Annotated in this window: 17 protein-coding genes; 6 read left to right on the top strand and 11 right to left on the bottom strand. The window is 60.2% G+C overall.

Annotated elements, in window-relative coordinates; all coding sequences use genetic code 11:
* Position 1: 1 nt before the first annotated feature.
* Positions 2-589 (bottom strand): ankyrin repeat domain-containing protein, encoded by a 588-nt coding sequence (locus tag ARC85_RS04795; protein ID WP_014422904.1) that lies wholly within the window; start codon positions 587-589, stop codon positions 2-4.
* 69 nt (positions 590-658) lie between these two features.
* Positions 659-2,800, bottom strand: coding sequence for a tRNA(Met) cytidine acetyltransferase TmcA (locus tag ARC85_RS04790; protein WP_286714407.1), 2,142 nt, complete (start codon positions 2,798-2,800; stop codon positions 659-661).
* Positions 2,801-2,857: 57 nt separating this feature from the next.
* On the opposite strand from ARC85_RS04790, the gene ARC85_RS04785 reads away from it, so the two are divergent.
* Positions 2,858-5,182: an ATP-dependent helicase gene (locus ARC85_RS04785; protein ID WP_286714519.1), complete on the top strand. Its 2,325-nt coding sequence runs from the start codon at positions 2,858-2,860 to the stop codon at positions 5,180-5,182.
* A gap of 168 nt (positions 5,183-5,350) precedes the next feature.
* On the top strand, positions 5,351-6,556 hold the full coding sequence (locus ARC85_RS04780) for an OmpA family protein (RefSeq protein WP_286714406.1): 1,206 nt from the start codon (positions 5,351-5,353) through the stop codon (positions 6,554-6,556).
* A 76-nt stretch (positions 6,557-6,632) separates the two neighbouring features.
* Here ARC85_RS04780 and ARC85_RS04775 read toward each other — a convergent pair whose 3' ends face one another.
* Positions 6,633-7,877, bottom strand: coding sequence for a methyltransferase (locus ARC85_RS04775; protein WP_286714405.1), 1,245 nt, complete (start codon positions 7,875-7,877; stop codon positions 6,633-6,635).
* On the opposite strand from ARC85_RS04775, the gene ARC85_RS04770 reads away from it, so the two are divergent.
* Positions 7,876-8,556 carry a tRNA/rRNA methyltransferase gene (locus ARC85_RS04770; RefSeq protein WP_286714404.1) on the top strand — a complete coding sequence of 227 codons (681 nt, stop codon included), beginning with the start codon at positions 7,876-7,878 and terminating at the stop codon, positions 8,554-8,556. The genes ARC85_RS04775 and ARC85_RS04770 overlap by 2 nt on opposite strands.
* A 2-nt stretch (positions 8,557-8,558) precedes the next feature.
* On the opposite strand, the gene ARC85_RS04765 is transcribed toward ARC85_RS04770, so the two are convergent.
* Both ARC85_RS04765 and ARC85_RS04760 read right to left on the bottom strand, forming a co-directional pair.
* Positions 8,559-9,830, bottom strand: coding sequence for a D-amino acid dehydrogenase (locus tag ARC85_RS04765; RefSeq protein ID WP_286714518.1), 1,272 nt, complete (start codon positions 9,828-9,830; stop codon positions 8,559-8,561).
* A 10-nt stretch (positions 9,831-9,840) separates the two neighbouring features.
* Entirely contained in the window at positions 9,841-10,671 is an 831-nt protein-coding gene (locus ARC85_RS04760) for a polyphosphate kinase 2 family protein (RefSeq protein WP_286714403.1), read from the bottom strand.
* A 119-nt stretch (positions 10,672-10,790) separates the two neighbouring features.
* Between ARC85_RS04760 and ARC85_RS04755 the strand changes: the two genes are divergently transcribed.
* The 3 genes from ARC85_RS04755 to ARC85_RS04745 all read left to right on the top strand — a co-directional run bounded on the left by ARC85_RS04755 (position 10,791) and on the right by ARC85_RS04745 (position 14,482).
* Complete coding sequence (locus ARC85_RS04755) at positions 10,791-11,600, top strand: TatD family hydrolase (protein WP_286714402.1); 810 nt, start codon at positions 10,791-10,793, stop codon at positions 11,598-11,600.
* Positions 11,597-12,805 carry a cyclic di-GMP phosphodiesterase gene (locus tag ARC85_RS04750; protein WP_286714401.1) on the top strand — a complete coding sequence of 403 codons (1,209 nt, stop codon included), beginning with the start codon at positions 11,597-11,599 and terminating at the stop codon, positions 12,803-12,805. Before ARC85_RS04755 ends, ARC85_RS04750 begins: the two co-directional genes overlap by 4 nt.
* Before the next feature lie 69 nt (positions 12,806-12,874).
* Positions 12,875-14,482 (top strand): Na/Pi cotransporter family protein, encoded by a 1,608-nt coding sequence (locus ARC85_RS04745; protein WP_022993239.1) that lies wholly within the window; start codon positions 12,875-12,877, stop codon positions 14,480-14,482.
* Here ARC85_RS04745 and ARC85_RS04740 read toward each other — a convergent pair.
* The 6 genes from ARC85_RS04740 to ARC85_RS04715 all read right to left on the bottom strand — a co-directional run bounded on the left by ARC85_RS04740 (position 14,464) and on the right by ARC85_RS04715 (position 20,693).
* Complete coding sequence (locus tag ARC85_RS04740) at positions 14,464-16,743, bottom strand: diguanylate cyclase domain-containing protein (protein ID WP_153740279.1); 2,280 nt, start codon at positions 16,741-16,743, stop codon at positions 14,464-14,466. The two genes, ARC85_RS04745 and ARC85_RS04740, sit on opposite strands and share 19 nt — an antisense overlap.
* Positions 16,740-17,696: an ABC transporter substrate-binding protein gene (locus ARC85_RS04735; RefSeq protein WP_153740280.1), complete on the bottom strand. Its 957-nt coding sequence runs from the start codon at positions 17,694-17,696 to the stop codon at positions 16,740-16,742. The genes ARC85_RS04740 and ARC85_RS04735 overlap by 4 nt, the downstream gene beginning before the upstream one ends.
* A 108-nt stretch (positions 17,697-17,804) precedes the next feature.
* On the bottom strand, positions 17,805-18,713 hold the full coding sequence (locus ARC85_RS04730) for a LysO family transporter (protein WP_153740281.1): 909 nt from the start codon (positions 18,711-18,713) through the stop codon (positions 17,805-17,807).
* Between the two features lie 61 nt (positions 18,714-18,774).
* On the bottom strand, positions 18,775-19,095 hold the full coding sequence (locus tag ARC85_RS04725; RefSeq protein WP_286714400.1) for a DUF2288 domain-containing protein: 321 nt from the start codon (positions 19,093-19,095) through the stop codon (positions 18,775-18,777).
* Between the two features lie 69 nt (positions 19,096-19,164).
* Positions 19,165-19,557, bottom strand: coding sequence for a response regulator (locus tag ARC85_RS04720; RefSeq protein WP_286714399.1), 393 nt, complete (start codon positions 19,555-19,557; stop codon positions 19,165-19,167).
* Positions 19,554-20,693, bottom strand: a complete 1,140-nt coding sequence (locus ARC85_RS04715) for a response regulator (protein ID WP_286714398.1) — start codon at positions 20,691-20,693, stop codon at positions 19,554-19,556. Before ARC85_RS04715 ends, ARC85_RS04720 begins: the two co-directional genes overlap by 4 nt.
* Positions 20,694-20,715: the final 22 nt, after the last annotated feature.

Raw genomic sequence — 20,715 nt, 5'->3', positions numbered from 1 at the left:
ATCAGCGGGCGGCGCCCGCCTGCACCAGCAGCATTTCAAGATCCTGATTGTTGCTGGCGCGGGCGAGATCCAGAGCGGTGGTGCCATCCGCCCGGCGATAGTGCACATCGGCACCGGCCGCCAGCAGCATTTCGGCGGTCAGAAGATCACCGCTGGCCACCACTTTCATCAACAGGGATTCGCCACCCTGGCTGACGTTCACGTTGGCGCCCGCCGCCAGCAAGGCCCGGACCACCGCAAGATGACCATTTTCAGCAGCCTGGATCACCGCGGTATTGCCGTCGGCACTGCGTGCATTCACCTCTGCGCCTGCAGCCAGTAGCAAACGGACAATGCGGCGGTTACCGTTGGTGGCAGCCACCATAAGCGGGGTTTGCTCCGCTCCGGCCTGGGCATCCGGCCTTACCCCGCTGGACAGCAGCTCAAGTACCGCCCGATCCTCATTCGCGCGCACCGCAGCCATCAGCTCCTCCGGGCCGGCACCGGCCTCTCCGGTTTCAGGTGCTGACCCGGTTGTACTGCATCCGGCCAGCAGCGTCAGTGCCAGGAAAAATACCAGGTGGAAATAGCTGCTCGCGTCCCTGCCCATGTCGGAAGTCTCTTGTTTGCGTTTTGCAGCTATTCTGCTCAGCCAGTCACCGGAATTAAATCGAACCGGTCACAACTCCGTCTCGTTTTGCAGAAGTTCTCGAGCCAGCAACCGCAGCCGCGCCTCTGCATCGCGCTGGCCCCGGCATAGGCCGGCCTCCTGCAACTTCACCCAGGACCAGCCCTGCAATACCGCACGACACCAGAGCTTTGCCTCCGGATGGCTTTGAATTCGCTGAGCCATACCCTTGCAGCCAGAGAGCTCCTGCAAAACCGGCAAGGTTAGTTCAAAGCCGCGAAAGCCATACGCGAAGTTAGTCAGATCCCGGCGATCATCGTCATCCAGCCACGCCGATGATGGCAGGGCGTCGCAGATGGCCAGCAATAGTTCATGGTCCAGTTGGTACCAATGGCGGGACACCAGATGTTGCCGGTGTCGGGCGAACCGGCTGCTCAGCTGTTGCTGAAGTTGCTGCCCCGGCTCAGAGGTGCCCATCAGCATTTGCAGGGGAAACTCTCCGGTGGACGCCTCCTGGCTCAGACCCATACGCACGATGCGCAGGCCACATCGGTGCCAGAACGCCAACAAACCCGGTTCGCCGCCAAAGCTGGTACCCAATGCATCCATTCCATCCTGAACACAGGCCTCATGGGCAGCCGCCACCAACCGTTGGCCGACCCCAAGCCTGCGTGCCGATTCCGCCACCGCTACGCGGACCACTCGAAGGGTTTTCAGGGTAGCAGCGGCGGGGGCGCCGCCATGATTGGCCAGTGACTGGGCCAGCATATGGCCCCTGAGCCGCCGTTTTCCAGCGACCACCTCTTCAGCCAGATCAGGAGCCAGGCCACCTTCAGTGGATGCCCAGAGCAAGCCAATGGTCCGCCCCTCTACGCTGGCCCGCCAGGTCATCGCGGCGGGGTCATCCAGCCATTGCCGAAGATCGGCGGGCGTGGTCCGGTAATGGGCATTGACCAGCAGACCAAAGGCCTCCGCCAGGGTCTGTTCGCTGGCCGCGGCAGGTTGCCAGCGTTCAATGCGCACGTCGCCGGCGACGAACGGTTGCGGCTCCGGCGCGTCTGCCGATAACAGATACAGCTGGAAAACCAGTCGCTCCAGCGGGTCACCCTGCGCCCAGCGAATGGGCTCGCGAACGCTGACGGCGCGCCAGTTCGGAGTTTCCTGTTCCAGAATCTGTCGAAAGCGCAAGGCAAAGCCCCGGCCGGTACCTTCATAGCCATGCACCGTACTGGCAAACACCACCCTCGGCCAGCCCAGCAACACGGCTTTCAACCACTGGGCCGGTAAACCCGCCGCTTCATCAACCAAGACCACTTCCGCCTCCGGCCGCTGCGACAGCAACTCCTGTGGCGGCAGAAAGCAAAGTTCATGACCGGACCGGGTGGTCAGATGGGTCGGCGTATCCAGTGCCAGAGCATCACCCAGTGCCTGCCGGGCGTGAGCGAACAGGGTAGCCACGTTATCAGCCGAAGGTGCCGTTACCAGCACCCGTTTGCGGCCGGTTCCGAGCAAGCGGGCAGCAGCCATGCCAAGGGCCGACGATTTGCCTCGGCCGCGATCGGCAGTAATCACCAGCGGCCGTCGGCGGCGGCCCTGGCCAGTGCGCACAATGTCGGCAACCAGAGCCTGCTGCTCGGCCGTCTGCCCGGGTTGAAAGCCCGCCCTGCCCGGTTCCGGCCGGTTAAGATCAGGCACGCTGGCATCTTCCGCCACAAGCCGAATGACATCGGGATCTTCGGCCAGTATCGCCGCCAACCGGGCAGCAAAGGGATGAGCACTCGTCCGATCCAGCCCGGTTCGGCTATAGTCCGGGTCATCAAAATCCGACCACTGCGCCAACGGGGGCATCAGCCAGAACAGCAACCCGCCAGCCCGCAAGGTGCCGGACAGTGCCGCAAACGCGTCCGGAGACGTTCCCTCCCAGCCATCCCAGACCAGCACGGGCAGTTCCCGGCCCAGTACACGCCGGTAATCTTTAACACGCAGATGACCGAGCCCAGCCCTGGCCGCATCCTGCTCGCGCCCGACCCAAATACCTTCGGCGCTCGACAACGCCTGCAACAACCCGGCTACCCGGGCCACCGCAACCTGCCGCTCCCCCTCAACCAACACCATCCGGCGCTGGCCACTATCCGCCAGGGCTTGCTGGAACGCGCACCAGTCAGAGGCTGTTGTCTCGGTTTGATCACTCACGTTAATTCGGACCTGCTGGGCATAAGAATGTATCGGAGCCTGAGTTATGCCGGGATTATGCGGCAGCGCTATCCGCACTACCAGTTGCCCAGTACAATAGCGGCCATGCCGAGCGAAACCCAAGCCCCCGACCACCTGTCCTTACCGGATTACCTGACCGACGAGCAGCGCGCCATCATCACGGCCGGTTACGAGCATGCGGTGATTACGGCCGTGGCGGGCAGCGGCAAAACCTCCACGCTGGCCTGGCGCATCCGCTACCTGCTCGCCCAGGGCCACGATCCGGACCGGATGCTGGTGCTGATGTTCAACCGCAGCGCCAAGGTGGACTTTGAGCGCAAGTTACAGTCCGTCTGCGAGCAGAGCGGCCTGGCGCTGCCTGAAATCCGTACCTACCACGCCATGGGCCTGCGGCTGTATCGTCGGTTCGTCCGCGAAGGCTATCTGCCGGGCTTTTCGGAAAAGATCCTGACGGAACAGGAGATCGGCTTCCAGGCCTGGTTGCTGACCCGGCGGCTGGCACCGGAGGAACTGGCCGATGAAATCCGCCGCAACAAGAAGGATTTTGTCGAAACCGCCACCGGCTTTATCGACCGGGTCAAAACCGGGCTGGCACCCGCGGAGGTGGTGTTCGAGGAGCTGGGCTACTCCGACAAACACCGCTACCTGATCGACCTGTTCCATTCCTTCGAGCAGTGGCGCAAAAGCGAGAGCCGCATCAGCTACGCCGACATGCTCTATGAGCCGGTGATGGCGATTCACCAGAACCCACCATTGCAGCGCCTGGTGGGCAACAAAATGGATCTGATCCTGGTGGACGAATACCAGGACACCAACGAGATCCAGCACCTGCTGTTGCGTTATGTGGCTGGCGACCGTGCCCGGGTAACCGTGGTCGGCGACCCGGATCAGACCATCTACGAGTTCCGGGGTGCCCGGCCCGAGTTCATTCTGCGCAAGTTCAGTGATGAGTTTGAAAGCCCGCTGGAGCAGACCCTCAGCTACACCTTCCGTTACGGCCACCGGGTGGCGCTGCTGGCCAATCACCTGATCTGCCATAATACCGGCCGCCGGGATGTGATGTGCCATTCCCATCCGGGTACCCCCGCCACCGAAATCCATCTGCATCAGGCCGAAAACGATGGCAACCAGGTGCTGGCCATCCTGCAGGGACTGGCGCCGGAACAACAAAGCCAGAGCGCCATCTTGTTCCGGGTCTGGAGCCAGAGCGTGCCGATTGAACTGAAACTGCTGGCACGCCAGATCCCCTACCGGATCGACGCCGGTAAGGGCGCGCTGTTCAGCCGCGAGGTTCAGGCAGTGCAGGCCCTGTTGCTGGTGGTTACCCGTCGGCTCGACAAGCTGGCAGAAAATGACCGACTGGACATTGCCCGCCAGATTCTGAGGTTCCCCCACGTAGGCCTGAAAGAACCGGAACTGGAAAACCTGGCCCGGTTCCTGGCGGCGTTCGACACCGGCTGGCACGAACGGCTGCTCAGTCTGGATTTCGACGCCCTGGCGCCCATGGCTGCCAGAAAGCTGAAAAAACTCGGTGAAGTCCTGCAGCAACTCGACCGCTATCAGGGGCCGGTAGCTGGCCTGATCACCGTCTATGCCGAGCACATGGATCTCTATGAGGGTATTCGCAGTCTCGCACTGACCCATGACAGTGCCGAGGAGCGGATTGATACCATTCAGGGTTTTCGCGACCACCTGAAAAGCCTGGAAGTCAATGCCGACGGAGCCCTGGACCACCTGAGCCTGCTGAAACAACAGGCCAGCGAACATCGGGACGAGGGTGTCCTGCTGTCCACCATTCACCGGACCAAGGGACTGGAATGGCCCGTGGTAATCATTCCCGGCCTGCAGGAGAAATATCTGCCCTACAGCCCGCGTCCCCAGGACGATGCCCGGGCCCTGCTGGAAAGCGAGCGCAGGCTGCTTTACGTGGGCATGACCCGCACCCGCCACCATCTGCACCTGATTACCCGGCCCACCCCGGCCAGCCCGCATCTGGCGGGCGACCAAGGCCCCAGTCGATTTGTTTCCGAACTGTGCTTTGGATTAGCCCAGGAACTCGGCTCCGCGCTGGATACCGGTACTGCCCCGACAGACCAGCCCCTGAGGCTGGACCACCCGCTAACCCCCGTGAGTCTGCGATACGCTGAACGCGAGGGCGTTCAGCTGGAAAGCGAAGGAACAGTGAGCCAAAATACGGCGGAACCAGTGTGGCATCAGCAGCGTCTGACCCATGCCATCTTTGGAACAGGCGAGGTTATCTCGGAAGACGAAAGCTCGTTTGAGGTCCGGTTTGGCAATGGCGACACGTTGAATTTCAGTAAAAAAAGCGCGCATCTGTATTTCACGCCAGCAGGTGATTGATCTGTCGCCTGTGAAGGCTGCGTACAACTGCGAAGACGTCGAAAGATGCCAAATTTTGTGTTTTATGGCTTACTGGCCTAGATTTTCAGTAACGTAGTGTTTTACCGGAGTTTATCCGTCATCATCGGAGACAGCTTCAGGACATAATAATCAGACAGGAGGTTCTGCATGAAAATCATGCGCCCGGTCGCTCTGGCCGCCCTTGCAACATCCCTTACCACACCAGCCCTGGCGGAACGCCAGGAAACCATCTATCTGAATCCGTTTGCCGGCTTCCAGCTGTTTGACGATAAACGGGATCTGAGTGAAACCGGCACGTTCGGTGTTGGTGTCGAATACCGGTTCCGCCCCCACTGGTCAGTTGAAGCCGTGTACTCACGGGCCGATGCCGACCGCAAGTATGTGTCTGGCGAGTCCGATTTTGACGAAATCCGGGTTGACGGCACCTACTACTTCGCCGGTCCGGAAGCAGCCTGGAACCCTTACGTTTCTCTGGGTGCAGGCCATGCCGACTTCGGGCTGGGAGATACCATTTCCTACCGTACGGCAGGCACCGATCACGATGAAACCCGGGTAAACGTGGGTACCGGCTTCCGCTACAACGTCAGTGATGGCATTTCCATTCGTGGCGATCTGCGGGAATTCCACGGCATTGACGAAAGCACCTTCGACACCATGGTCTCGCTTGGCTTGAGCTGGGCCTTTACCCGCACGGTTTCTGCCCCGGCCCCGAAAGCCCCGGCCGATGCCGACAACGACGGCGTGCCCGATACTCGCGACCAGTGCCCGGGCACACCGGCCAGTGCCAGCGTCGACAGCCGTGGCTGCGAGCTGGACAGCGATAACGACGGTGTGGCCGACAGCCGCGACCAGTGCCCCAACACCCCAGCCGGGGCCGAAGTAGACAGCCGAGGCTGTGAGCTCGACAGCGACAACGACGGCGTAGTGAACAGCCAGGACCAATGCCCGGACACCACCGCGGGCGCCACGGTCGATGAAACCGGCTGTGAGGGCATTACTGAAACGGTGGAAACCATTGAACTGCGGGTTCAGTTCCCCACCAACAGCTCTGTTATCGACAACGCCTATGACAACGAAATTCGTCGCGTCGCCGATTTCATGGAGGAATACCCGGAAACCACCGTTGAGATCGCTGGCCATACCGACAGCGCCGGTGAAGCGGGCTATAACCAGTTTCTGTCCCAGCGCCGGGCAGAAGCGGTTGCCGGTCGACTGACCGGGCCTCTGGGGGTCGATCCGGACCGTGTCAGCGCGGTGGGCTATGGTGAAACCGAGCCTGTTGCCACCAACGACACGCCGGCTGGCCGTGCCCAGAACCGTCGTGTAGAGGCGCGCATCCAGGTTCGCCGTTAAGGCAATCCGGGCACCCTCGGTAAGGCGCCTTCGGGCGCCTTTCTTTTGTCCCGTATTCAGAAATCCGTTCAGGCTTTCAATCGCCCTCGCGTACCGCGTCCAGCATCAGGTTTCTCGGCGTCAGCTGGCGATCACAGAAAGTGCCCAGCCGAACCCGGTAACCCTGCTCTTCCAGAAACACGGCGTAGTCCATGACCAGCCAGAGTTCCAGGGGCCTCCGGAACAGGTGCCGCAGCAGTTCATGCCGGCGCACCTGACGATATCGTTCCTCACCGCGCGCCAGCCATTCTGCCCAGTCAACATCGGCGGGCAGAGCCAGTTGTTTCTTTGCCGCCGCCCAGCGACAGAAATCCTCGAAACGGCCATTATTGAGCCGGGCCGGGTGCGACGGTACCGGCAGGTAATGCCTGTTGCCGGTCAGCTCCCGTTGCAACGCATCGAAACCCAGACGCCAGGTACTGATGCGCGTGGTTTGCTCGCGCACTCGCTCCGGCGCCGTGACCGTCTCCTGAACCGCCAGCCTCAGATCGTTACGATCCACCGACAAGCACTGGCCATACTCCCGGGTTCGCCGGGCTTGAAGCTGATACCGTTCACCACCGGTCAGGTGGTAGCAGCAGGGAGAAAGACTGAGCCGGGGCAAACGCGCCTGGGCACCGGATTGCATCAGCCGGCGGTGCAGATCACCACAGGCGTGCAGCGCCACCCCATGGTGGCGCTCAGGCAGTTTGAGGCCATCAACCATCACATCCTGATGAGACAAGCGAACCGGGTCGCCATAGTGTTCGGCCAGGCGGTTGCCATCGGTCACCAGTTCCGGATTCCACTCAAATCCGGTTACCTGCACCACACCCCGCCGGGCCAGGGTCCGGCCCAGATGCCCCTTGCCACAACACCAGTCCAGTACCGGATAGCCCAGGGGCAAAATTGCAGCGGCGAATGCGCCGGCCTGCTGTCGTTTTCGGCCAGGCATATCAACGGCGGCCACCTCCGCCAGTTCCGCCTGCCGGCCCTCGGCCTCGGTCGCCAGACGGGGTAAATCAAGCAGATCCCGGTACCGGGCCAGCGCCGGGACATAGCCGGCTAACACCGAGGACAGTTCCGGGAGCCGCTCCTCCCAGTCCTGACACTCCACCTCTGGAAGCGCCTCCAGCCAGCGCGCCAGGTCCGGATGCGCGTCGCGCCAGGCGGGGGCAGGTTCCATGAACGGGATGGGGCGCCAGAGTGGCTCCAGTTCCCGCAGCCAGTCATTCAAAGACTGCCAGCGCTGGTAAAAACAACCCGAGGCTTGGTGTAAACTCGCCGCCGGAGGTAATGTCATGAAACTGGCCTTTGTACTGGTTGAACCGAAAGTCCCGGAAAATGTCGGCGCCGCTGCTCGGGCCCTGTGCACCATGGGTTTTTCCGAGCTATGGCTGGTCAATTCCGACCTGCATACGCGGCCCGAAGCCCACTGGCTGGCCCATGGCAGTGACCACATTCTGGATAATGCGCGCATTTTCCCCGATCTGGCTGCAGTTAGAAACTCAGCGGATTTGCTGATGGGCACTTCGGCCAAGCCCCGCCATCACCGACAGGACTGGCACGAACCCGGAGCACTGCGCTCGGTACTGGCCAACAAAGGCGGCTCGGTGGCGACGGCAGCACTGGTGTTTGGTCGCGAGGACCGGGGCCTGGCCAATGAAGAATTGGCCCTGTGCGATCTCCTCACCGGCTTTCCGATGGCGGTCAGCTATCCGTCCCTGAATCTGTCTCAGGCGGTCATGCTGTATGCCTGGGAGCTGTCCGGACTGGCGCGCCAGAGTGTCAGCGCGCCGGAGGTCGCCTCAGACGCCAGCCTGGGCGCCTTGCGGCAACGCCTGGAAACGCTGTTACCGGCGCTGGATGCCCCGGCAGACAGCAAGCTGTCGCAATGGGTATTCCAGCGCCTGCCCATGCTCTCCGAACGGGACATCGGCTTTGTTCACACCCTGTGCGGCAACCTCGAACGCAAACTCTGAGCTTACTCCTGGAACCTTCCGGGCCGGAACGCATCCAGCGGCACGGCCGGTTCTTCACCGTCGATAACCTGGGCAATCACCGAGGCGCTGCCCGCCGACAGGGTCCAGCCGAAGGTGCCATGGCCGGTATTCAAAAACAGGTTCCGGCGGGGTCCGCGACCAATAATGGCGGGGCCATCCGGAGTCATGGGGCGGAAACCGGTCCAGGTTTCGGCAGCCTCAAGATCCGCGCAGCCGGGAAAGCGTGAACGCACGGATTTCTTGATAGTGGCGATGCGCGCCTCAGGAATGTCGCGATTGAAGTCCGCCAATTCGACAAAGCCCGTGGCCCGGAGCCGGTTACCCAACCGGGTAGACACCACCTTCAGGTTATCGTCGTGGATCGTGCTGGCCGGGGCCTTGTCCGGATCACTCAGGGGCACCGTCAGGCTGTAACCCTTGATCGGATAGATCGGTAGCTCCAGCCCCAGGGGCCGAACCAGCTGCGGTGACCAGCATCCGGCGCAAACCACCACCGCATCGGCTTCCAGGGTGACCAATTCACCGCTGCGGGCTCGATACTCGAGCCCGTTCACAGTTTCATCATCAAACAACAGCCGCTCAACCTCGACACCATAGTGAAAACTTGCACCTTGCTGCTCACACACCTGCGCCAGTGCCCGGGAAAACAGGTGGCAATCGCCGGTGCCGTCTGTGTCATAGCTGATGGCTCCATAGAGGGGCCCGTCTCCGGTCATACCCGGCTCTGTGGCTCGCACCTGCTCGGGCGTGAGCAGCTGCGAGGCGATGCCCAGCTCATTCAGCAGGTCGTGGATCTCACGATAACCGTCCATGGCCTCAGGGCTGCTGGCCAGGTGCAGAAGGCCCTTGTGGTCGCCATCAAAGTTCAGGTCATGCTCCTGTTCCAGAGCCAGAAATCGCTCCCGACTGTGGACACCCAGGCGCAGCATGGCCCGTTTGTTGAGGCCAAACAGGCCAGGACTCCAGGCGTAGCGCAGGGTGGCAAACATAAACTTGATGGCATCCACCGAAGGCGGCACTCGCAGCTTGAGTGGGCCGTCGGTTTTCAACAGCCAGGGCAGTGCCTTGAAGACCATGGAGGGATCAGCCCAGGGGTAAACCACGCCGTAAGACCGCTGGGCGGCGTTGCCTTTGCTGGTCTCGTTACCGGCAAGGTCGTGTCGCTCCAGCAGGGTTACCTGATGCCCCCGGCGAATCAGTTCCCTGGCGGTGGTAACACCCACCACGCCACCCCCTACCACTGCGATGTGCATATTGCCTCCATTAGCTGACGCCATTCGCTGCCAGCAGCTGACGATAGTCTTCCAGTACATCCGGATGCTCCGCCGGGTAGTCCGGCGCAAGCTGTTTCAGCACCCCGGCCAGCAAGGCCGCCACAATCGCCCGGGCCTGGGGTTTGCGGTCCCCGGGCACAATGAACCAGGGCGCTTCCTCGGTGTGGGTCTGAGCCAGGGCTTCCTCGGCGAAGGCCTGATAACGGGCGCGCTGCTTCCAGCCCTCGATGTCGGAGCGGTCAAACTTCCAGCGCTTCCTGGGCTTGTCCAGGCGTTTGAGCAATCGCTGTTTATGTTCATCCTCGGAAAGGTTGAGCCAGATTTTTACGACACTGGTGCCTTCGCTGACCAGGTGGCGCTCAAAATTCCGTATGGCCTCGAATCGGGCCGGCCAGTGATAGGTGCTGGCGTCACGCACGGGCCATACCCGCTCGCCGATGACGGCCTCGTGATGACTGCGGTTGAAGGCCACCATCTGGCCATAGGCGGGGAGATAGGGTGTCACCCGCCAGAGAAAATCATGAGCGGCTTCCGATGCGTTGGGTCGCCCGAATGACCAGGCGTGAAAGCCGGCCGGATCAGCGTAGGTGGCCAGCGTCCGGATCAGGCTGTCCTTGCCGCTGGTGTCCGGGCCATGGATGACTACCAGCAATGCCCGCTTACGATTCGCCCACAACCGCCTCTGGTACTCTCCGATGTCCTCCAGACTGGCTTCAAGCGCAGGCAGCTTGTCTTCGCCCTCGTACAGCGAGGGATAACCTTCGAGAGCCGGTTGGTCAGGATTCAAGAACCAGGAACGGGCAAATGCTGTATATTTCATCAAGGAAACTCCCTATCGCCCCGTTGCAGGTCAATAATCGTACAAAGTGATACACTTACGTGATCAGATTCTCAGAATAGCATCCATACACCGACCCTGATGGAGTCTAGTACCCTGGCATGAGCAAGAAACGTCGTGAGATTCCCGTATTTGATCATCCGATCATCGAGACCCACTGCCATCTGGACTACCTGAAAGACCGGCCGTTGTCCGATACTCTGGAGCAAAGCCAGCGGGTCAACATCGAAAAGGTGATCACCATTGCCGTGTCACCTGAGAACCTGGCCGCCGTGCGCGAGCTGGCTGGTTCGGCTGACTGGGTGTTTGGTACCCAGGGCATTCATCCCCATGAAGCGGAAACCTATACCGATGAGGTGGAGGCGGAAATTCGCCAGCATGCCACCGACGACAAGATCGTGGCCGTCGGCGAGATCGGGTTGGACTATTTCTACGACAATGCCGATCGCGCCGTGCAGCGGGAGGTGTTTCGCCGGCAGCTGCAGATTGCCTGCGACAGCGACCGCCCGGTGGTAATTCACAGCCGCGACGCCGATGACGACACCATCGCGATTCTGAAAGAGTTCGAGCATTCGCTGGAGCGCCGGGGTGTTATTCACAGCTTCACCTCCGGGCCCGGGCTGGCACAATACGCCATCGACCAGGGCTGGTGCCTGGGCTTCAACGGCATCACCACCTTCAACAAGGCAGAGAACGTGCGGGACATTGTGCGCATGACGCCCATCGAGCAGATCCTGCTGGAAACTGATGCCCCGTTCCTGACGCCTGTGCCCTATCGCGGCCGTGAAAACGCGCCGTTCTACCTGCCGTTCGTGGCCGAGAAAATCGCCGAAGTAAAGGATTTACCCCTGGATCAGGTATTGAGCCAGACCTATCAAAACAGCCTGCGGACGTTTTTCCCCAACCTATGATTAAGCGCATTCCCATCTCTGCCCTGAAGGTCGGTATGTACATTACCGACCTCAACAACGACTGGATCCCCCATAACACCCAGCGCAAGAAAGGGGTGATCAAGCGGGAAGAGACCATTGAAAAAATTCGCAGGATGGGTGTGCAGTATGTCTACATTGATGTCAGCCGGGGCGCCGACTGTCAGGATTCCGAGCCGGCGGCGGAGGTGGACCGGCGCAATGAAACGGCCCTGCAGAATGCCGGAGCCCTGAAACCGGGATACACCCCGAAGGCCCCTCTGGCGGAAGAAATAGTTATTGCTCAACAGGTGCACAGCCAGGCCCAAAGCCTGGTGGGCAGTTTCATGAACAACGTCAAGATTGGTGGTGCAATTGATGTGGCCCCGATCCACCAGCTCGCAGACGAGCTGCAAAATTCAGTACTACGCAATGCCAATGCCCTGAGCTGCCTGGGACGGATCCGCGAGAAAGACAATTACCTGTTGGAACACTCAGTCAACCTGAGCGTATTGATGTCACTGTTCGGACATTACCGAAACCTCTCTCAGGATGTTCTGCACCAGACCATCGTAGGTGCTTTGTTGCACGACATCGGAAAAATTCTTACGCCCGATGAGGTTCTGCACAAACCTGGCCGACTGACGGCGGAAGAATTCGAGGTCATGAAGCTGCACGCCCGCCATTCCCGTGACATTCTTGCCAGCACCGAAGGCATCGGCGAGATCACCGTGATAACCGCCGCCCAACATCATGAGAAACTGGACGGCAGCGGCTATCCGGAGGGTCTCAAAGGCGACGAAATCACCGAGTACGGACGCATGGTTGCCATCACGGATGTTTACGATGCCATCACTGCTGACCGGGTTTACCACAAAGGCCTGACGCCGACTCAAGGGCTGAAGAAACTGCTGGAATGGTCCGGGGATCACCTGGATCCGACGCTGGTGAAACAGTTTATCCGTTGCGTTGGGCTGTACCCGATAGGTTCATTGGTCTTGCTTGAAAGCGGCAAGCTGGGCGTGGTCATCGAAACGAATGAATCTGACCAGAGACTGCCCGTGGTGCGCGTTATGTACAACACGAAGTTCCGAATGCCTGTAACCGTGCATACCATTGATCTGTCTCGCCCCGGCAACCAGGACCGGATCGTTCGGGCGGTCGATCCAGACGACTACAAACTCGATATCCGAAAGTTTCTGGTCTGACACTCTGAAAGCTGCCCGGGCTCTGCTAGGCTTGTGTTAACGCCCCATCCATAAAAAAGATAATCCATCATGCTGTCATCGGTTTTCCAGGTTCTGGGCGGTCTGGCCCTGTTTCTCCTGGCCATGGAGATGATGACCAATGGTCTGAAAAACGCCGCCGGCCATCATCTCCGCCATATGTTGGGGCACTGGACCAGAACGCCTCTGCGGGCACTATTCGCCGGCTTTGTTATTACCGGTATCGTGCAGCATTCCGGGGCGGTAACCGTGGCAACCATTGGGTTTGTGAATGCCGGCCTGATGACTCTGGCCCAGTCCCTGGGCGTTGTTTTCGGTTCCAACATCGGTACCACCATGACCGGCTGGCTGGTCAGCCTGATTGGCTTCGGCTTCAAGATCGAAGCCATGGCGCTGCCACTGCTGGCCGCCGGGGTGGGCTTCAAACTGGTCAGCCGCAACCCGAGAAACCAGTTTCTGGGGGAAGCTCTGGCAGGCTTTGCCTTGTTTTTCCTGGGGTTGTCGATTCTCAAAACCGCGCTCGAATCCTCGGCTCTCGGCTTCCAGAACGGCCACCTGATCAACGCCGATTATGGCCTGCCGGCCTTCATGCTGATTGGCCTGCTGGCCACGGTTCTTACCCAGTCCTCCAGCGCCGCCCTGGCCATCGTACTCACCGCTGCAGCTGGCGGCCTGATCCCGCTCGACAATGCCGCCGCGGCCGTGATTGGGGCCAATCTGGGCTCAACGTCGACTGCCGCGCTGTCGGCCCTGAAAGCCACGGCAAACGCCCGCCGGCTGGCCACCGGGCATATCCTGTTCAACCTGGTCACCGGCGTCATCGCCCTGCTGGTGCTGCCGGCCATGCTCTGGCTGGTGAATACCCTGACCAACCTGTTGGACCTGGAAGCCAACCCGGCGGTTTCGCTGGCCTTATTCCATACGCTGTTCAACGTTCTGGGTGCCGCCATCATGCTGCCCTTCACCCAACCGTTCGCCCGTTTTCTCGGCCGGCTGTTTCGCAGCAAGGAAGAGGACAACGCCGAACCCCGCTATCTCGATGACACTCTGGTGACGACACCGGAACTGGCCATCGGCGCCGTGGATCAGGAAATGAAGCGGTTGATTGGTCACAGCCGGGGTTTGCTGCGGGTATGCCTGGACCGGGAAAGCCTGGAGGAATCCGATGTGCGCCCGAAGGCCGATGCCGTGCGCAACCTGAACCTGGCCATTACCGACTACATCGGGCGCCTGAGAGCCGAGAAAATGCATCCGTCGGTGGTGGATGCCCTGACGCTGAGCATTCGCACCTGCCGTTACCTGGCGGAAGCCACCGAGCTGACCCTGCATCTGGTTCGACTCCGGGCGCTGGCCCGGCGCAGGGATTTCGAGACGCTGGAGTCGGTTTTCAACCGCTATTTCGAGGTTATTCGGGCGCTGGTGGCCTCAGAAACGCCCGTACCGGAGCAGCTACAGGAAGCCGAAACCGTCTACCATCAGCTGAAAGCAGCCACCCTGCAGAAGATGATCCGGCGGGAATTCAGTTCCAGCCTGGGGGCCGAGGTTCTGGATGAGCTCAGCGCCGTGCGCCGGCTCACCGATCAGTGGAGCAAGGCGCTGTATTGGCAGGACGGCGTGGGGCTACTCAACCAAAGCCATGATCAGGCATCGGCATCCTGAAAACAGTAATAGCGGTTCTTGCCTTCACGCTTGGCCCGATACATGGCCTGGTCAGCCTGGCGAAGCAGCTGATCTCCGTCTATTTCCTCGCCTTGAGGGTACAGGGTGTAACCCATACTCGCAGACACTTCAACGCTGTGATTGGCCACCCACACCGGTTCGGCAATGACCGTTAGCAAACGCGAGAGCAATATATCCAGGGTAACCGCGTCCGGGACATTGACGATGATGGCGGCGAACTCGTCGCCGCCCAATCGTGCCAGACTGTCCTCCTCCCGGAGGGTCGCACGCATGCGCCGGGCCACTTCCACCAGCAAGCCATCACCGGCATCGTGACCAAAGGCATCATTCACCGGTTTGAACTGGTCCAGATCGATGTAGACAACCGCCAACCGGTAATTCTGCCGACGGGCCTGGGCCATGGACTGGTGCAGACGATCCGAGAACAGTACCCGGTTCGGTAAATTGGTCAGGGCGTCGTAGTGGGCCATGATCCGGAGCTGCTTCTCGATCTCTTTCTGCCTTGTGATGTCACTGAAGACACCCACAAAATGGGACAGTTCGCCCTGCTCGTCCAGCACACTGCTCAGACTCAGGTTCAAGACAATGGCCTGGCCGTCCTGATGCCGGGCTGCAAACTCTCCGCTCCACACTCCATGCCTGCTGGCGGCCACCAGTATGGCACTGCCTTCATCTACCGGCATGGGCGGTAGGCTGCCAATAGCAGACTTGTGATCCCGCCCGGTGATCTGGGTGTAGGCCTCGTTGATGTCCATCACCACGCCGTGGGCATCGGTGATAAAAATCGCTTCCCGGGCATTCTTGAACACCCTTAACGCCAACCGCTGCTGTTCCTCGGCCTGCTTTCTGCGCGTGATGTCATGCCAGGAACAGAGTACCGAAGGGATGTCGCTGCCGTGTTCATAAACCGGGGCCAGGGTCATGGCCACCCACACCCGTTCCCCGTTCGAACGCACAAACAGCCATTCCGTCTGGGACACCTCTCCAGCCGTCACCCGGGTAAAGAGCGCCTCGGATTTCTGTGACGACGGAGCTCCATCCGGCTGGCTATGGGGAGAGAAAGCCGCCAGGGACTTGCCCAACAAAGAAGCTTCGGAGGTATAGCCAACCAGATCCACGGCCGCCCGGTTGCAGTCCACCAGTTCACCATTGCGGATCATCAGCATCGGCTGGGGCCAGCTGGCAATCAGTGTGCGCAGCCTGCGCTCTTCAGAGGCCAGCTGCTTTTTCTTGCGGCCGAGCCAGAGACTGGTGATTACCAGCAGTACAAACAGCACAGCAACGGTAATCACCCAGTTACGGTATTGGTGGAGTATGTCGACCCAGGTTACCCTCGGCACCTGATCGTACGGCGGCATCCGCAGGCTTCGGCTCAGCATTTCGACCGACTGGTAATCTGCAGGCGGCGAAAACCCGGCCAGACCCGCCGCCTGCGCCGCCGCATGCTCTGGCTCCAGAGCAAACAGGGCGGAAGCAACCCGGCGTACCGTCCTGCTGTCGACATGGGGCAGAGAAACCAGAGGCCACTCCGGGTACAGCCGGGTGGACAGAACAAACGGATAGCCTCGCAGCTGCTGCGGATTGATGATTTTCAGCTCATCTGCAAGGCTCGGGTTCTCGTTCAGCAGTTCTTCATAGATGCCGGTTCGGATGAATCCGACATCGGTATCGCCCGTCAGCACCGAGCGGATCACCCGGTCGTGATTACCCAGAAACACCATCCGGTTATGGCGCCGAACATCCACGTCCACGCTGGCCAACTCCAGCGCCTGGGCCTGATAGCCACCCAGATAGGTCAGCCCTGGCGTGGCAATACTCTTTTTCTCCAGATCCTGCAGGCGGTTGATATCGTCCCGTTCAACACGGGTAATAATCACGCCACCAATACTGCCCGTGGTTTCACCCCGCCAGCTGCGGCGCAGGGTTGCGAGGGCTCCGGTCAGACTGCGTTCACTGCGAATCACCAGAAAGTGGCTGGGATTGGTGAGAAAGAAGTCGATCTGGTTGGCCGCCAAGGCACGGTTCATGTCATCCTGATTGAAAACCTTCAGGTTCACTGCCATGCCGGTTTCCAGGGTCAGGTAGTCGGCCAGCGGCTGATAGCGTTCGTTGATCACATTGTCAGGCCGGTAGGCAAAAACGCCGAGCGTGACCGAGTCGCTGGCTGCCAACTGCGCCGGCACGTTGACAGCAACCACCAACAGCGAAACCAGGCAGCGGTAAAGCATCCCCTTCATCATGGCAGGCTCCGAGGCAGGAAAGCCGGATCGGTCAGATGCTCATAGTGCAGGGGCGCATCTATCAGCCCCTCACGAGCCATAATACTCGCCAGCATCTTTGCCACCACTTCCAGCCGGCCATTGTGGGTGAGATAGCGGTGGTTGGCAGACAGTTCCGGCAACATCACCGTCGCCAGAGACTGACGCACCATCTCCGGAGATACCTGCTGGCGCGTAGCAACACGATAGACCGCATCGTGCGTGTTGCGCACCAGATGTTGCAGGCCCAGAAAATGACCTTTTACCAGATCCCTTACCGCGCCTGGCTGCCGACTGACCGCTGCATCAGTGACCACCAGAAGATCGAAGATGGTTTCCGGCAGCTGGCTGCTGTCGAACAGACGCACCGCGCCTTCGGCCGCCAGCCGGGAGGCCTCCGGTTCGTAGCTGATGGAAGCGTCGATATCACCACGCTGCCAGGCCCCGATGTGTTCGTGGACCGGTAAATCCACCACCGATATGTTGTTACTGGTCAAGCCGGCGCGCTCAAGCACAGAAAACAACATGATGCCGGACACGCCGCCGAGCTCCACCGCGACCCGTCGGCCCCGCAAACCCGAAAGGCTGGTAATTGCAGGCCGCACCAGAAGCACATCCGCGCCCACGGAAACATTAGTGACGGCAACGGCCTTTACGGGCACCCCGGCGACAAGAACCCTGAGGGTTTCATCCAGAGTCAGGGCTGCGGCGTCCAGATTGCCGGAGACCAGTCCGCTGATGGAATCACTGGCCGCCTGGCCTTTCACCAACTGCACTGTCTCCGGCAGCCAGCCGAATTCTTCTGCCAGGTACAGGGGTTCGTAACCAATCCAGGGATGAATACCGGTTCTCAGAGGATCTCGCCGGGAGCAACCACTCATTCCCGCAGCAACAGCGGCAGCTATTGTCAGGTGCAGAAAGTGACGGCGGTGCATCCAGAAGCTCCGGGACAGAGGTGGGTATTCTTTGCATACTAATCCGTAGCCACTATAACCGTAAATCTGACCAAAGCATTGCACCGGGTCAAATTGAGCAAAATCAAGCTATCCCAGCGACAGAAAGACTCCCATCAGCACCGGCGAAAGGAAAGACAGCAGAAAGCCGGAAGCGATGGCCACCGGCACGCAGGCCAGGCCACCACTACTGCGAATTACCGGCAGTGTGAAATCCATGGCGGTGGCTCCGCCGTAGCCGATGGCCATGGCTGGCCGGGTATGGATTACCAACGGTATCAGGGCCAGAGCAATAATTTCCCGCAGCACATCGTTCAGGAAAGCGACGCCGCCCCAGGCGGGTCCCAGGGCATCGCCAATGACAATGCCTGAAAGTGAATACCAGCCAAACCCGGAGGCCAGGGCCAAAGACTGATGCCAGGGGATATCCAGTACCGGCACCAGAGCCAGCCCCGCCACCAGGGAGCTAACCACCAGAGCCAGTGCAATCCCCAGCCCCTGGCGGTTCATCAGCAGTTTGCGCAATGACAGGCCGGCATTGCGTAACTGAAGCCCTATAAGGAACAGCAACAACATCAGCGCCCAGGTGGCCACGTCGTCCACCATCGGCAGTTCCGGGAACAGGAAATACCCGAGCAGAGCACCGACAAGCACGGACAAAAGCGGTTTGAGGCCTGCCAGAAACAAGCGGCCATAACCGGGCCTGGAACCGGTTTCAGCCGCCTCCGTGTGCATGGGCTGCCAACGGTGAAACAGCCACAGGCCCGCCATGTTCGCCACCAGCAGGACCAGCACCAGCCCCGCTACCTGGGCAGCCATGGTACCCAGTTGGCCCAATAGCCCTTCCATCTGTCCCAGCCCCAATCCCAACAGGGCCAGGATGAAATACACCAGGCCCTCCACCGAATAGTGAATCACGGTCATCAACTGACGATTGGAGAGGGCAATGGCAAAGCCCAGAAATAACGGGGCCAGGATCAGGAGCGCACCGGTCAGCATGAAAACCTCGGACGAAGACAGGGATAAAGAGCAGAACAGCTAGGGATAAAAACGGTGCAGTTCAGTGAAGACACTCACCAGAACGGTCCTGTACCAGCACCCAGGGGGCAATGACGACTGCCCAGAGTTCCGCATTGCGGTCGTACCAGGCGCGCGCGAGGTCCGGTGCCACCTCGCCCACCTGCCCACCGGACATCCAGTGCTCAAACTGGGCCTTGTTGTCCGCCGCCAACTGGGCCGCCACATTCAGCAGGTCCAGCTCTGGCGCCACTCGCACTACCTGACCCCGGGCATAATAGGTTTGCAGCTCATGCCAGCGAATGCGGGAGGTCTCCAGGTTGAGTTTGGCCTTGATTTCTTCCGGCGACTGGGGGGATGACATGACAACCTCGGTGATCAGTTCATTTGCGGGGCGCCAGCCTACCCTAAAACCGATGACGACGCACCCGGTTCAACGCTCCGGGTGGTCGGCCACCAAACGCCGGATATCATCGGCCAGAGTCATGGGATCAAAGGGTTTCGGAATGACACCGATAGCGCCCAGCGACCGGTATTCCTCAATTTCCGAGGGCTGCAAACGAGCGGTCATAAAGATGACCGGAATATTCAGCCCCTCCGGGCGCTGCTGCAAGACTTTCAGAGTCTGGGGCCCATCCATACCCGGCATCATCACATCCAGTAAAACCAGATCCGGTCCAAATTCCTCAATGCGCGATAGGGCTTCCTGACCAGAGGCACACAGGCAGACGTCGAAGCCGCCCACATCCACCAGTGCCAGCTCAGCCACACTGCGAATGTCCTCATCATCTTCAACGTAAAGCACGCGATCAACTTGTTGGCTCACGAGGGCTTTAACTCCTCTGATTGTGTCTCATCCAGGCCCAGCCGTCGCAGTAAACGCTGGCATTCTTCGCCGGCTTTCTCACCCGCCGCTTCCAGAGTGGCCGCCCGCATCAACAGTCGGTCTTCACGGGTACAGTCAGAACCAAGCGAATGCACTGCACCAATCAACTCTCTCAAACCAAGTGGCAGATGCCAGTGAATTTTCAGTCGGTTTCCAAACGGTGCGGACCATTCCCGAAACAGGGCTTCAAACGCGGCCTCCTCGACCTCGCCACCCAGCGCCACGTATTCATCCAGCACTTTGACCAGGGCCATCTCACCAAGGCGACTGAGCAAGCCAGCCTGCTGGAACAGCATCGGCTGCTTTTTGAGTCTCAGCGCCAGAGCCTGGGCGGATTTTGCGACACTGAGCGCCTGGCCATAATAGACGTCAGCCCGGGCGCGCAACGGCGGATGCTGGATATTCCGCGAGACATCCAGAGACAATGCCAGCGCCTGGTTTAACGCCATCGCAACCCCGATCGAACTGATCGCGTCCCGGACTGTATCCAGAGGTTCACCCGTGCGCCGAAAGGAGGTGCTGTTGGCCACATCCAGCAGACGCAGCGTCAGCGCTGGGTGATCCCGCCACCGCTCTGCAAGTTGCGAAGCAGAAAGCTCGTCCTGACGCCGGTATAAATCCAGAATCTCAGCAGCATCCAGATCGGACGGCAACTGCGTAATGTTCTCCAGCGCATCGGCCAGATAACTCGAGATCGAAGGCAGCTTCGCAGGAGTATCGGACAGGAGATCGGTGAGTTTCTTATGCAGGACACGAACGTCCAGCGGCTTGGTAATATAGCCATTGATGCCGTAATGGGCGGCCTTCAATACGGAGTCCCGATCGGCCCGGGCCGAGACGATCACAACGGGCATGGTCGCTTTAGCCGAACGCACCCTGCGAACCAGCTCCAGCCCCGAGCCATCCGGCAGGTTCCAGTCCGCAATAATCAGATCAAAATCGTCATCGTCAACAAACCGGAAGGCTTCGGACAGCCGGCTCGCCACCGTCACCCGCATGCCTGGACGGAGCCCCGCCACGACGGTCTCCAGCAGCTCCGAAAAGAGATCATCGTCTTCAAGCACCAATGCTTTCAAGGCATTCTCCGTAGCATGATTG

Source organism: Marinobacter sp. tcs-11 (assembly GCF_002049515.1).
Taxonomy (GTDB): domain Bacteria; phylum Pseudomonadota; class Gammaproteobacteria; order Pseudomonadales; family Oleiphilaceae; genus Marinobacter; species Marinobacter nauticus.
Note: the sequence above shows the minus strand (reverse complement) of the source record. Positions and strands in the feature narration are given on the sequence as shown.

What these genes read in the sequence shown, in the direction of transcription:
- ARC85_RS04795 (WP_014422904.1), bottom strand. Translation starts at nt 589, where the DNA reads ATGGGCAGGGACGCGAGCAGCTATTTCCACCTGGTATTTTTCCTGGCA.
- ARC85_RS04785 (WP_286714519.1), top strand. Translation starts at nt 2,858, where the DNA reads ATGCGGCAGCGCTATCCGCACTACCAGTTGCCCAGTACAATAGCGGCC.
- ARC85_RS04780 (WP_286714406.1), top strand. Translation starts at nt 5,351, where the DNA reads ATGAAAATCATGCGCCCGGTCGCTCTGGCCGCCCTTGCAACATCCCTT.
- ARC85_RS04770 (WP_286714404.1), top strand. Translation starts at nt 7,876, where the DNA reads ATGAAACTGGCCTTTGTACTGGTTGAACCGAAAGTCCCGGAAAATGTC.
- ARC85_RS04775 (WP_286714405.1), bottom strand. Translation starts at nt 7,877, where the DNA reads ATGACATTACCTCCGGCGGCGAGTTTACACCAAGCCTCGGGTTGTTTT.
- ARC85_RS04765 (WP_286714518.1), bottom strand. Translation starts at nt 9,830, where the DNA reads ATGCACATCGCAGTGGTAGGGGGTGGCGTGGTGGGTGTTACCACCGCC.
- ARC85_RS04760 (WP_286714403.1), bottom strand. Translation starts at nt 10,671, where the DNA reads ATGAAATATACAGCATTTGCCCGTTCCTGGTTCTTGAATCCTGACCAA.
- ARC85_RS04755 (WP_286714402.1), top strand. Translation starts at nt 10,791, where the DNA reads ATGAGCAAGAAACGTCGTGAGATTCCCGTATTTGATCATCCGATCATC.
- ARC85_RS04750 (WP_286714401.1), top strand. Translation starts at nt 11,597, where the DNA reads ATGATTAAGCGCATTCCCATCTCTGCCCTGAAGGTCGGTATGTACATT.
- ARC85_RS04745 (WP_022993239.1), top strand. Translation starts at nt 12,875, where the DNA reads ATGCTGTCATCGGTTTTCCAGGTTCTGGGCGGTCTGGCCCTGTTTCTC.
- ARC85_RS04740 (WP_153740279.1), bottom strand. Translation starts at nt 16,743, where the DNA reads ATGATGAAGGGGATGCTTTACCGCTGCCTGGTTTCGCTGTTGGTGGTT.
- ARC85_RS04735 (WP_153740280.1), bottom strand. Translation starts at nt 17,696, where the DNA reads ATGCACCGCCGTCACTTTCTGCACCTGACAATAGCTGCCGCTGTTGCT.
- ARC85_RS04730 (WP_153740281.1), bottom strand. Translation starts at nt 18,713, where the DNA reads ATGCTGACCGGTGCGCTCCTGATCCTGGCCCCGTTATTTCTGGGCTTT.
- ARC85_RS04725 (WP_286714400.1), bottom strand. Translation starts at nt 19,095, where the DNA reads ATGTCATCCCCCCAGTCGCCGGAAGAAATCAAGGCCAAACTCAACCTG.